General features: G+C 70.8%; 12 protein-coding genes. 6 read left to right on the top strand and 6 right to left on the bottom strand.

From position 1 onward, the window contains the following. Position 1 precedes the first annotated feature (1 nt). Positions 2-949, bottom strand: coding sequence for an SDR family oxidoreductase (locus O5O46_RS13500; protein WP_269855629.1), 948 nt, complete (start codon positions 947-949; stop codon positions 2-4). Then, a complete protein-coding gene (locus O5O46_RS13495) occupies positions 939-2129 on the bottom strand; it encodes an amidohydrolase family protein (RefSeq protein ID WP_269855628.1) in 1191 nt (396 codons plus the stop codon). Before O5O46_RS13495 ends, O5O46_RS13500 begins: the two co-directional genes overlap by 11 nt. 97 nt (positions 2130-2226) lie before the next feature. Between O5O46_RS13495 and O5O46_RS13490 the strand changes: the two genes are divergently transcribed. Both O5O46_RS13490 and O5O46_RS13485 read left to right on the top strand, forming a co-directional pair. Then, positions 2227-3753 carry a class I adenylate-forming enzyme family protein gene (locus O5O46_RS13490; RefSeq protein ID WP_269855627.1) on the top strand — a complete coding sequence of 509 codons (1527 nt, stop codon included), beginning with the start codon at positions 2227-2229 and terminating at the stop codon, positions 3751-3753. 146 nt (positions 3754-3899) lie between these two features. Then, complete coding sequence (locus O5O46_RS13485; RefSeq protein ID WP_269855626.1) at positions 3900-5864, top strand: phosphocholine-specific phospholipase C; 1965 nt, start codon at positions 3900-3902, stop codon at positions 5862-5864. 18 nt (positions 5865-5882) lie between these two features. On the opposite strand, the gene O5O46_RS13480 is transcribed toward O5O46_RS13485, so the two are convergent. Continuing rightward, entirely contained in the window at positions 5883-6392 is a 510-nt protein-coding gene (locus tag O5O46_RS13480) for an O-acetyl-ADP-ribose deacetylase (RefSeq protein WP_269855625.1), read from the bottom strand. A 50-nt stretch (positions 6393-6442) separates the two neighbouring features. On the opposite strand from O5O46_RS13480, the gene O5O46_RS13475 reads away from it, so the two are divergent. Continuing rightward, entirely contained in the window at positions 6443-6994 is a 552-nt protein-coding gene (locus O5O46_RS13475; protein WP_269855624.1) for a hypothetical protein, read from the top strand. A gap of 12 nt (positions 6995-7006) precedes the next feature. Here the strand turns inward: O5O46_RS13475 and O5O46_RS13470 are convergent, their stop codons facing one another. After that, positions 7007-7381 carry an STAS domain-containing protein gene (locus O5O46_RS13470; protein WP_269855623.1) on the bottom strand — a complete coding sequence of 125 codons (375 nt, stop codon included), beginning with the start codon at positions 7379-7381 and terminating at the stop codon, positions 7007-7009. 292 nt (positions 7382-7673) lie between these two features. Here O5O46_RS13470 and O5O46_RS13465 point away from each other — a divergent pair, with 292 nt between their 5' ends. Together O5O46_RS13465 and O5O46_RS13460 are read left to right on the top strand one after the other, a co-directional pair. Next, on the top strand, positions 7674-8261 hold the full coding sequence (locus tag O5O46_RS13465) for a sigma-70 family RNA polymerase sigma factor (RefSeq protein WP_269855622.1): 588 nt from the start codon (positions 7674-7676) through the stop codon (positions 8259-8261). Beyond that, positions 8258-9484, top strand: coding sequence for a maleylpyruvate isomerase family mycothiol-dependent enzyme (locus O5O46_RS13460; RefSeq protein ID WP_269855621.1), 1227 nt, complete (start codon positions 8258-8260; stop codon positions 9482-9484). The genes O5O46_RS13465 and O5O46_RS13460 overlap by 4 nt, the downstream gene beginning before the upstream one ends. Before the next feature lie 56 nt (positions 9485-9540). Here O5O46_RS13460 and purU read toward each other — a convergent pair whose 3' ends face one another. Continuing rightward, the gene (purU, locus tag O5O46_RS13455) at positions 9541-10428 is read right to left on the bottom strand and encodes a formyltetrahydrofolate deformylase (RefSeq protein WP_269855620.1); all 888 of its coding nucleotides are present in this window, start codon (positions 10426-10428) and stop codon (positions 9541-9543) included. Positions 10429-10469: 41 nt separating this feature from the next. Beyond that, a complete protein-coding gene (locus O5O46_RS13450; protein WP_443072535.1) occupies positions 10470-10970 on the bottom strand; it encodes an SCO4402 family protein in 501 nt (166 codons plus the stop codon). Positions 10971-11124: 154 nt separating this feature from the next. On the opposite strand from O5O46_RS13450, the gene O5O46_RS13445 reads away from it, so the two are divergent. Then, a complete protein-coding gene (locus O5O46_RS13445) occupies positions 11125-12375 on the top strand; it encodes an ABC transporter substrate-binding protein (protein WP_269855619.1) in 1251 nt (416 codons plus the stop codon). Positions 12376-12377: the final 2 nt, after the last annotated feature.

Below are 12377 nucleotides of genomic sequence, written 5' to 3'. Positions count from 1 at the left end.
GTCACTGCCCGTAGACCGGCTCGGGCGGTGCCGCGCTGGCCAGCAACCTGCCGATGGCCGGGCCGAGTTCGGGCGGTGTCCAGCGGCGGCCCACGTCCACCGCCGGGCCGTGCCGCCAGCCGTCCGCGAGCGACACCCGGCCGCCCTCGACCTCGAAGACCCGCCCGGTCACCCCGGCGGACTCCGCGCTGCCCAGCCAGACCACCAGCGGCGAGACGTTGCCCGGGTGGTAGGTGTCGAACCCGTTCTCCGGACGGGCGACCAGCTCCGGCATCGCCTGCTCGGTCATCCGGGTCCGGGCCGCGGGGGCGATGGCGTTGACCGTCACCCCGTAGCGTCCGAGTTCGGCCGCCGCGACCACCGTGAGGGCGGCGATGCCCGCCTTGGCCGCCGCGTAGTTGCCCTGCCCGACGCTGCCCAGCAGACCCGCGCCCGAGGTGGTGTTGATGACGCGGGCCGCCACCGGAGCGCCGGACTTGGCCTGTTGCCGCCAGTACGCGGCGGCGTGCCGCAGCGGCGCGAAGTGCCCCTTCAGGTGCACCCGCACCACGGTGTCCCACTCCGCCTCGTCCATGGACACCAGCATCCGGTCGCGCAGGATCCCGGCGTTGTTGACCAGTACGTCCAGGCCGCCGAAGGTGTCGAGCGCGGTGCGCACCAGGGATGCGGCGCCCGGCCAGGTCGCGATGTCCCCGGTGTGGGCGACGGCCTCGCCACCCGCCTCCCGTATCCGCGCGACGACCTCCTGCGGCGTGCCGGGAGCATCGACCGCGGACGGCTCGTTGACCGTGGCCGATCCGCCGAGCCGGTCCGGATCGTCAACCGTGCCAAGGTCGTTCACCACCACCCGGGCCCCCGCCGCCGCGAAGGCCAGCGCGTGTTCGCGGCCGATGCCGCGTCCCGCACCGGTGATCGCCACCACCCGGCCGGCGCACAGCTCAGCGGTCAAGGTCCAGCTCCAGCATCCGGATGGCGTTGCCGCGCATCAGCTTGTACACGGTCTCGTCGTCCAGCCCCTTGACGTGGTCCAGGGCCACCTCCCTGGTGTGCGGGAACGTCGAGTCCACGTGCGGGTAGTCGGTCTCGAAGGTCGCGTTGTCGCGGCCGACGGTGTCGATCGACTCGACACCGTGTTTGTCGCGGAAGAAGCAGCAGAAGACCTGCCGGTAGTAGTACGTGGACGGCGGTTCCGGGATCAGGTCGCGCACGCCGCCCCACGCGCGGTGCTCCCGCCAGACGTCGTCGGCCCGCTCCAGGGCGTACGGCACCCAGCCCATCTGGCCCTCGCTGTAGGCGAGTTTGAGTCGGGGAAACCTCACCAGCACGCCACTGAACAGGAAGTCCATCATGGACGCCATCGCGTTGTTGAAGCTGAGGCTGGCCTGTACGGCGGGCGGCGCGTCCGGTGAGGCCGCGGGCATCTGCGAGGACGAACCTATGTGCATGTTGATGACGGTGCCGGTCTCCTCGCAGACGGCGAAGAAGGGGTCCCAGTAGCCGCAGTGGATGCTGGGCAGCCCCAGATGGGTCGGGATCTCGCTGAAGCAGACCGCCCTGACCCCGCGCGCGGCGTTGCGCCGGATCTCCGCGACCGCCAACCCCACGTCCCACAGCGGTATCAGGCACAGCGGTATCAGCCGCCCCGCGCTGTCCCCGCACCACTCCTCCACCATCCAGTCGTTGTAGGCGCGCACACAGGCCAGCGCGACCTCCTTGTCCCGCGCCTCGGCGAAGGTCTGGCCGCAGAAGCGCGGAAAGGTGGGGAAGCACAGTGAGGCCTCGACATGGTTGAGGTCCATGTCCTTCAACCGCTCGGCGGGGTCCCAGCAGCCGCGCCGCATCTGGTCCCGGGTGATGCCCTCAAGGGTCATCTCGTCCCGGTCGAAGCCGACGGCCGCGATGTTGCGCTTGTACGGGAACTTCAGGTCCTCGTAGATCCACCAGTCGGTGGGCGGGCCGTTGGGGTCCATGGTGATCTGGTACTTCCCGCCGATGTAGGCGAGTTCGCCGATGCCCGCGGTGAGCGGCTTGGGGCCGCGGTCGCGGTACCCGGCTGGGAGCCAGGTCTCGAAGAGGTGGGCGGGCTCGATGACGTGGTCGTCGACGCTGATGATCCTCGGTAGCTCCACGGCCGCCTCCCCTTCGCCGGAACCCTTTATCTGACGACTCGTCAGATCTACCGTAGCCACGCCGCCCCCAACCGACAAGGCGTGACCGGAGGCCCGGATGAGCGAGACCACCCCGTACGACCTCGGCACGTCCCGCACCCTGTGGGAGCTGATCGCGCGGCGCGCCGCGCTCAGCCCCGACGCGCCGGCGCTGCTTGACGAGACGGACCGCCGGATGACCTTCGGCGGGTTCGCCGAGCGCGCGGAACGTGCCGCGGCCGGTCTGTTCCGGCTCGGAGTGCGGCCCGGCACGCCGGTCTGCTGGCAGTTGCCCACCCGGATCGAGACGGTCGTGCTCTGCGCCGCGCTCGCCCGGCTGGGGGCCGTGCAGAGCCCCGTGATCCCGGTCTACCGGGACCGCGAGGTCCACCACGCCGTCCAGCGCACCGAAGCCCGGTTCCTGGTCACCCCCGGCACCTGGCGCGGCTTCGACCACGCCGCCATGGCCGACCGCGTCGCCCGCCGGCTCCCGCGCCCGCCAAGGCGGCTCACCGTGTACGACCGGCTGCCCGACGCGGATCCCGGCGTCCTGCCGCCCCCGCCCGCGGACGGCCGTCAGGTGCGCTGGATCTACTGGACCTCCGGCACCACCTCCGCGCCCAAGGGCGTGCTGCACACCGACCGCAGCCTGATCGCGGGCGGCGCCTGCCTGGCCCACGCGCTGCGGATGCGGCCGGACGACGTCGGCTCGATCGCCTTCCCGTACGCGCACATAGGGGGTCCGGACTACCTGGTCATGATGCTGCTCTACGGGTTCCCCGCGCTGCTTGTGGAGCGGTTCGCGCTTCCGGACGTACTGGACGCCTACCGCGGGCACGGCGTGACGCTGGCGGGCGGCAGCACGGCGTTCTACGCCCTGTTCCTCGCCGCCCAGCGCCAACTGCCCTCCGGCGAACGGCTGCTGCCCACCCTGCGGCTGCTGGCGGGCGGCGGGGCGCCGAAGCCGCCCGAGCTGTACCACGAGGTGGTACGGGAACTCGGCTGCCAGCTCACCCACGGCTACGGCATGACCGAGGCCCCGATGATCACCATGGGCTCCCCGCTCGACACCCCCGAGAACCTGGCGACCACCGAGGGCCGCCCACCGGCCGAGATGGAGATACGCATCGTGGACGGCGAGGTCAGGCTGCGCGGGGAGGCGGTCTGCCAGGGCTACACGGACCCCGAGCAGACCGCCGCCGCGTTCGACGAGAACGGCTTCTTCCGCACCGGCGACCTGGGCCGGCTGACCGCGGACGGACACCTCGTGCTCACCGGGCGGCTCAAGGACGTCATCATCCGCAAGGGAGAGAACATCTCCGCCAAGGAGATCGAGGAACTGCTCTACGAACACCCCGCCGTACGCGACGCCGCCGTGATCGGCCTGCCGGATCCCGAGCGCGGCGAACGCGTCTGCGCGGTGGTGGAGCAGCCCGCGGGCGGCGCTCCGCTCACGCTGGCCGAGGTCACCTCGTTCCTGCGGTCAGCGGGGCTGGCGGTGCACAAGCTTCCGGAGCAGTTGGAGGTCGTGACGGCGCTGCCGCGCAACGAGACGCTGCGCAAGGTGCTCAAGTACAAGCTCCGTGAACGGTTCTCGGGGGCGTGACGGTCGCCGCGCGGGGCCGAATCGGCACTGCCCCCAACTGGTCGCATTCCAGCGGCACATGAGCCTTCCAAAGTTCACCGGTGGCTGGAATCATCGCGCCGCACCGGCCTGTACCCGCCGGTAACCAGAGCCGACCAGGAGGCGCCGTGTCCCCCATCTCCCGCCGCACGCTACTGGGTTCGGCTGTCGCCGGTGGTGCCGCGCTCGGCTCCGGGGCACTGCCCGGGGCGGTACGGCAGGCCATGGCCGCCACCGCGCGGCGCGGGCCGCACGGGACGCTGGACGATGTCGAACACGTGGTGATCCTGATGCAGGAGAACCGTTCCTTCGATCACTACTACGGGACGTTGAACGGGGTGCGCGGCTACCGGGACACCTCGCTGGTGCGGCTGCCGAACGGGTCCGACGTGCTGCACCAGAAGCTGCTGGGCAAGCTCGGCGGAACCACTCTGCTGCCCTGGCACCTGGACACCTCGACCTCCGACGCCCAGCGGATCTTCGACCTCGACCACTCCTGGGACGGCACTCACAGCGCCTGGGCGAACGGCCAGTACACCAACTGGATACCGGCCAAGTCCTGGTACACGATGGGGTACTACCGCCGCCAGGACATCCCCTTCCAGTACGCGCTCGCGGACCAGTTCACACTGTGCGACCAGTACTTCTGCTCCACCATGGCGTCCACCAACCCCAACCGGCTCTACCTGTGGACGGGAATGATCGACCCGCGCGGCACGGGCGGCGGGCCGGTCACCGACAACAGCGAGAAGGGGTACACCTGGACCACCTATCCCGAGCGGCTGCAGTCCGCCGGGATCTCCTGGAAGATCTACCAGCAGGACGACAACTTCGACGACAACCCCTTGGCGTGGTTCAAGCAGTTCCAGAGCGCGCCCAAGGACTCCCCGCTCTACACCCGGGGCATGGCCAAACGCGGCCCCGACGACTTCGCGCAGGACGTCGCCAACGGGTCGCTTCCGGCGGTGAGCTGGGTGGTGGCGCCGACCGACCAGTCCGAGCACCCCAACCATCCCCCGGCGCAGGGCGCCGACTTCACCGCGTCCTATGTGCTCGACGCGCTGGCCGGACACCCCGAGGTCTGGGAGAAGACCGTGGTCCTCCTCAACTACGACGAGAACGACGGCTTCTTCGACCATGTGGTGCCGCCGGTGGCTCCCGACGGAACGCCCGACGAGTTCGTGGGTGGCGCGCCCATCGGTCTCGGACCGCGCGTGCCGATGATCGTCATATCGCCGTGGAGCCGTGGCGGACGCGTCAACTCCGAGGTTTTCGACCACACCTCCGTGCTCCGCTTCCTGGAGAACTGGACCGGGGTCAAGGAGCCCAACATCTCCGCCTGGCGCCGTACGGTGTGCGGCGACCTGATGTCGGCGTTCGACTTCCGGCACAAGAACACGACCGCGTTTCCCACGCTGCCGGACACCAAGCAGCTGCTCGCGGACCTCGCCGAGCAGGACAAGAAGGTGCTGCCGCCGATCTTCCCGCCGATCGTGCAGAGCTTCCCCGACGTGGAGCCCGGAGACCGGCCGGCGCTTCCGGTCGGCTACCGGTTCGGTTCGTCGTCGCGTACGGACACGGCGAAGGGCCTGCTGTGGATCACGGTGGACAACCTCGGCCACCTAGGTGCCGGACTGTCGATGTACACCGTCAACCACCGCCAGTTCGGCGCCTGGCGCTACACCCTGCCCGTCGGGGGGACGGTCACCGACTTCTTCAGCGCGCAGGCGGTCAGCGGCGGCCCGTACGACATCGACGCGCACGGGCCCGACGGGTTCCTGCGCGGCTTCAAGGGCGACGTCCGCACCTGGAGCGACCCGGCCAAGGGGCACCCCGAGATCGCCGCCGTGGAGCACCCGGACGGTGTCCGGCTGGTCCTGAGCAACGAGGGCGGCAAGCCGGTCGTCTTCACGATCGGGGCCAACGCGGCCCAGTTCGCGCCGAGTTCGTTGCCGCGCACGGTCACCGTCGCGCCGGGCGGAACCGCGCGGGAGGTGCTCGCGCCGACCTCCGCCGGGCGCTACGACTACGCGGTGACGGCGGACACCGGCGACGGCTTCGAGCGCCGCTTCGCGGGGCGGCTGCACCCGTAGCGGCCCCCTGGGGCGCGGTCAGGAGATCGCCTCGGTGAACGCCCGGTACGCCGTGTCGTCGAAGAGGACGAAGCGCACCTCGTCCACCGAGGTTTCCGTCTCGCGCACCGTACGCACGGCGATCCGGGCGCCGTCGTCCATCGGCCAGCCGTAGATGCCGGTGGAGATCGCCGGGAAGGCCACCGTCCGCGCCCCCAACTCGTCCGCCGCGCGCAGGGATTCGCGGTAGCAGGAGGCCAGCGCGGCGGAGCGGTCCTCGCTCGCCGACCAGACCGGCCCCACCGTGTGGATCACCCAGCGCGCGGGCAGCCGGCCGGCGGTGGTCGCCACAGCCTGGCCGGTGGGCAGCCCCTTGCCGTACCTCGAAGCCCGCAGCGCACGGCACGCCGCGAGGATCTGCGGGCCGCCCCCGCGGTGGATCGCCCCGTCCACACCGCCCCCGCCCAGCAGCGAGGAGTTGGCGGCGTTCACGATGGCGTCGACATGTTGGGTGGTGATGTCGCCCTTTGCGAACGTGATGTGTGTCATGCCGCGATCGTGCCATCGCGCAGGGCGCGAGCGTGTGGTCGACTGCGGTCATGGGTGCGGTTCTGCCGAGCGTCATCGCCGTGTTGGGCACACTGCTGGGGTCCACCGTCACGCACGCCTTCCAGCGCCGTACGGCGGAGCGCGCCGCGCGGCTCACCCGGGACGAGAAGCTGCGCCAGGAGCGGATCGACGCCTACTGCGGCTACGCCGGGGCGCTCCTTGAGTACCGTCGGGTGCTGGTGCAGCGCTGGTTCGTAGTCAACAGGCCGTCGCGCACCGTCGCGGAACGTGCCCCCGGGGAGTCGGCGCTCGCCGCACTTCGCCGCAGGTACCTGGCCGACTGCGAGGCGCACGCCGCGCTGCTCGGCCGCGTCGGGCCCGGCTTCGCGCGATTGGCCGTGGAGAGCCCGGCGCTACGGGCACGGCTGCGGGAGATCTACGACCAGCAGGAGCAGGCGCTGGCGCGGGTGTTGTTCCACGAGGCGCGACGGCGCTCCGAGGCCGGGCAGGACGAGGAGGAGTTCTTCGCCGGGCTCGCCGACGCGGCCCGGGAGGCGTTCGGGTTGCTGGAGCCCGCGTTGCGGGACTACGCCGTCAGGTGAGCCCTCGGCGGCTCAGGCCGACAGCGGGCGGGCCGTCTCGTCTACGGCGGCGTCCAGGTCCTGGAAGACCTCGAACAGGCGGCGTACCCCCAGCGCGGCCAGCACCCGGTTGACGTGGGAGCCGTCCACCGCGCCCTTGGCGGGCAGTATCAGCCGCAGACGGCCGGTGCACGAGCGCATCAGGCGGCGCGCCGCGATCAGCACGCCCACCCCGCTGGAGTCGCAGAAGCGCACGTCGGACAGGTCGAGCACCACCCTGCGCCGCCCGTCGGCGACCGCGTCGTGGACGTGCTGCCGCACCGCGGGGGAGGTCACCAGGTCCATCTCGCCCGACACCCGCAGCACGGTCCAGCCGTCCCGCTGCTCCGCCTTGACTCTCAACGCCACCGCTCGCTGCCCCTTCGTCGGCAGGTCGTTCCGTTCCGGTCATCCCGACCCTATGCCCAGCGGCGATGCCTTCCCCCTTCAGCCGTGGTCACACCCCCATAACAGCTCGTCTTCACCAGGCCTCTACTTGTGGCGGGTTGGGTACCCGTTCCGTACTCACCGGTTACCCATCGGGTGTTCGTTGTGGCAAAACGGGGCGCGTTGTCAGACCCTGCGGATACATTCGTTGGTGACGGATGAGTGATGAGCGATGGACGTTGAGCGATGAGGTGAGCCGAGAGGGGGCGGCCGGATGGCGACACCCGCACCACCGCGCTGGGACCGCAAGATGCAGCAGCGGCTGGCCCGAGGGGAGGAGGCGGCACTGTGCGAGCTGTACGACCGCTTCGCCTCGCTGGTGCACGGTCTCGCGTACCGGGTGATGGGCGAGGAGGACGCCGCCGACCAGATCACCCGCGAGGTCTTCGGGTACATCTGGGAGAACCCGGACGCGTACGACCCCAAGGAAGGCAACTTGCGCTCCTGGATAGCCACGCTCACCCAGCGGCAGGCGGTGCACCGGCTGCGGCGGTGTGAGGCGGAGCGGATCAGGGAGGGCGGTGAGCGCACCGCCGAGCAGTTCGAACGGAAGGTCTGCGAGGCGAACACCGCCGCCCGCGCCGACTTCATCAAAAGCTCGATGCCCGCCTCGATACGCGCCACCTTGGACCTGGCGTATCTGCACCGCCGCGACTACCGGCAGACGGCCGCCGAGCTGGGCCTCACCGAGGACGAGGCACGGCGGCGGCTCCGGCTCGGCCTGCAGATGCTCTCCACCGCCATGCAGGCCGGTCCACCGGCGGACTCCGCCTCCCCGTCGGGACGGGGCAGTTCGCGATGACAGGGCCCATCGGAGATGGTCCGCGAGGCATCGGCCCCGAGCAGAACGGCGGCCCGCCACTGCCGCGGGTGCCGCTGCCCCGGGGCGCGGCGGAGGACGGGCCACCGCTTCCGTCGCCGCTCCCCGCGACGGCACCCACGCTGGACCATCTGACGCTGAAGTCGCTGCTCGGCGCGTGGGCGTTGTCCGCCTGTTCCGCCGAGGAGACGGCGGCGGTGGAGACGCACCTGACCGACTGCGCCACCTGCGCGGAGGAGGCCGTACGGCTGCGGGACGCGGTCGGGCTGCTGCGATCGGAGGACTCGCTCGACCTCGATCCGCTGCTGCGCGCCCGGGTGCTGGAGAACTGCCTGGGCCGTCGACCGGCCCGGATACCCGTGCCCGAGTGGGCGGGACCCTACGACGCGGAGACCGCGCGGCTCGACGCGCTGCTGCGGGACCTCGGGCCTGGCGACTGGGCCGCACCGGTCGTCCTGGAGTGGCACTCCGGTGCGCGGCGTGCCTCCGTCGCCGACGTCATCGGTCATCTGACCGCGGTCGACGGGCTGATAGGGGCCGCGCTCGGGGAGAACGCGGCACTTGACGCGGACGCGCCGCGGGATCCGACCGAGCGGACGATCGAGTACTGGCGGCGGACCGGCAGCCGAAGCGGCGGCGAGGTGCGTGAGGAGTGGCGGGAGCAGGGCCACACCCTGCTGCGCACGGTGTCCTTCGCCGGGCGGAGCGCGGGTGGACTCGACGTCAGCTACGGGGACTTCAAGCTGCCGTTGCGGGACGCGTTCGTGGACCGGGCGTTCGAGTGCTGGATCCATGCCGGAGACATCGCGGAGGCGGTCGACTACCCGTACGAGCCGCCCGCGCCGCGGCACCTGAACGCGATGCTCGACCTGACGGCACGGCTGTTGCCGATCGCCCTGGCCGGGCGGCGCAGAGCCGGGCTCGCCACCTCGCCGGCACGGTGGGTGGAGGCGGGCACGCCGGGACGTTCCGTCCATCTGGAGTTGGAGGGCGACGGCGGCGGCAACTGGTTCATCCCGTTGGACTCACCGGCGGCGGTGGGCTCGAAGGCGGGGAGCGTCGCGCAGGTCGCCCTGGAGGCGACGGAGTTCTGCCAGTTGGCGGCCGGGCACCGGGAGCCGGAGGAACTGGCGGTCGGGCAGGCGGGGGATCGCCAGGCGATTCGGGATGTCCTCGCGGCGACGGCCAGCCTGTCCCGAATGTAGCCCCACCCGCCCTTCCGGGGGCCGGAGCCCTTGGGGTGGGCGGGTGGGAAAGAGGCCTACGCGAAGACGACCGTGCGGTGGCCGTTAAGCAGGACGCGGTGTTCGCTGTGCCACTTGACCGCTCGGGCCAGGGCCTGGCACTCGACGTCACGGCCCACGGCGACCAGCTGGTCGGGGTTGGCCTCGTGGCTGACGCGCTCGACCTCCTGCTCGATGATCGGGCCCTCGTCGAGGTCCGCGGTGACGTAGTGCGCCGTCGCGCCGATCAGCTTCACACCGCGAGCGTGCGCCTGGTGGTACGGCTTGGCGCCCTTGAAGCTGGGGAGGAAGGAGTGGTGGATGTTGATGATCCGCCCGGACAGCCGCTTGCACAGGTCGTCGGAGAGCACCTGCATGTAGCGCGCGAGCACCACCAGCTCGATGTCCTCGTCCTCGACCAGCTTCAGCAGCTCGGCCTCGGCCCGCTCCTTGGTCTCCTTCGTCACCGGGACGTGATGGAAGGGAATCCCGTACGAGCCGACCAGTTCCTCGAAGTCCCGGTGGTTGGAGACCACCGCCGCGATCTCCACCGGCAGCGCGCCGATGCGTGAGCGGAACAGCAGGTCGTTCAGGCAGTGCCCGAACTTGCTGACCATGATCACGATCCGCATCTTCTCCTCGGCGGGGTAGATCCGCCAGTCCATGCGGAAGGAGTCGGCGACGGCCGCGAAGCTGGCCCGCAGCTTGTCGGCGGTGACCGAGGGCTCGGCCGAGAAGTGCACCCGCATGAAGAACAGACCGGTGTCCTGATCACCGAACTGCTGGCTGTCCACGATGTTGCAACCAGTCATGAACAGGTAACTGGAGACGGCGTGCACGATGCCCTGCTTGTCGGGGCAGGACAGCGTCAGGACGTACTGCGGGGCGGTGCGCTGTGCTTCGGTCACCGCAATAGCCTCGCACATCCCGGCGGACCGCAGGTCAGCGGTCCGGTTGGCGAGACCGGTCAGCGGGACCGGGTGTAGATCGCCAGCACGTCCAGCGACCGCGGCGGCGCGTCCACGTCGTCACCGTCGTTGGTCGCCAGCCGTACGTGCGCCTCCCGGGCCGCCCGTACCGCCTCCGGCCAGCCGGGGTGGCCCAGGTAGACGGCGGCCGGGGCGTCCGCGCCGACCTCGTGCAGGATCCGCAGCACCCGCAGCACGGCGGCGTCCACCAGCGCCGCCTCGTGCGCGTCGCGGAAGATCGTCCCGACGTACTTCTCGGCGGACCAGTTGTCCAACCAGGTGTCCTCGACCAGGCGGTAGACGGCGTCCGTCACATCCCCGTAGCCGGGACGGCCGGCGACCCAGCACTCCTGCTGGAAGACCGGATCGCTGAGCATGTGCAGCGCGGAACGCACATTGCTGCGCCAGCGCCACCAGGGCATGTCGTTGAGCGGCATACGCCCCATCGTGGAGGAGCGGGCGCCCCGCCGGGAAGACTTCTCCGAACCTTGCACGGTTATCGATCGTACGTTCAGCGAACGGCACGGATATCACCAGGTACGGTCCGAAGCGAACACCGCGCACACCGCGCGTACGGGCAATTCACCTATCCGACACCCCCGGTTGCGGTGCGGTCACTCCGTCGTTGACGGCGGCCGGGGAACGTACGGAGCCATGACCGCTATACGACGGTTCGGTGCTCTGGCAGCGACGGTGGCGACCCTGGTCGGCGGTGGCGTCAGCGGTTGCGGTGTGGTGCCGGGAACCGGGTCGGCGGCGGGCGCCAAGGCACCGATCGTGGTCATGACCTGGGCGCCGCAAGGCACGAACTCCACCAACATGCCCGGTATGCCGGCGATGGCGCAGGCCTACGCCCGGATGGTCAACGCCGAAGGCGGCATCAACGGCCACCCGTTGAAGGTCCTCACGTGTGACGAGCACAACGACACGGTCCGCGCGGAACGCTGCGCACAGCAGGCCGTGGACGCCAACGCGGTCGCCGTCGTCGGCTCGTACAGCCAGTACGGCCAGAGCTTCATGGCCTCGCTGGAGAACGCGGGCATTCCGTACCTCGGCGGGTACGGGGTGGCGCCAGAGGAGTTCACCAGCCCGCTGTCCTATCCGGTCAACGGCGGCGCGCCCGCGCTGCTGGCCGGCAACGGCCGCCAGCTGTCCAGCATCTGCGACCACACCGCGCTGGTCCGCCCGGACACCGCCGCGGGCGACCAGTACCCCGAGTTCCTCGACGCGGGACTGGCGTTCCGGCACCGCGCCCCCGCCGACGACATCCGCGCACCCGACGACGCCACCGACTACACCGGTGCCGCCCAGCGGGCGATCGGCTCGGGCGAACCGGGACGTTGTGTGACGGCGGTGCTCGGCGACCGTACGGCCACGTTCTTCGACTCCTTCCGGCGGCTCGGCCCCGGGCAGCAGGTGCGCACCGCCTCCGTGCTCGGCAGCGTCAAGCAGTCGCTGCTGGACAGCACCGGGGGCGCCGACAGCCCGTTGGAGGGCGCGTACGCGACGAGCTGGTACCCGTCCGCCAGCGACCCCGCCTGGAACCCGATGCGCAACGCGGTCTCCACTTATGCCTTCGGCGACAACCGGATCGACGTCGCCGACCCGGGCGCGGAGACGACCTGGATCGCGTACACGGTCTTCACCAAGATCGTCAGCTCGCTCGGCCAGGGCCCGGTCACCGCGCAGACCGTCCGTGACGCACTCGACCACGCCCATGATGTCTCCACCGGCGGCCTCACCCCGCCGCTGGGCTGGCGGTACGCGGACACGCTGGCGGTGCGCGGCTATCCGCGCATGGTCAACGCGACGGTCACCTACCAGGTCGTCAGGGACGGCCGGTTGACCGCGGTCGGCAAGGGCGGCTTCGTGGACCTACGCGACACGCTGGAGAGCACCGGCTGACC

The organism is Streptomyces sp. RPT161, assembly GCF_027533845.1.
Taxonomy (GTDB): domain Bacteria; phylum Actinomycetota; class Actinomycetes; order Streptomycetales; family Streptomycetaceae; genus Streptantibioticus_A; species Streptantibioticus_A silvisoli_A.
The sequence above is the reverse complement of the archived record's forward strand: the minus strand, read 5'-3'. Positions and strand labels throughout refer to the sequence as shown.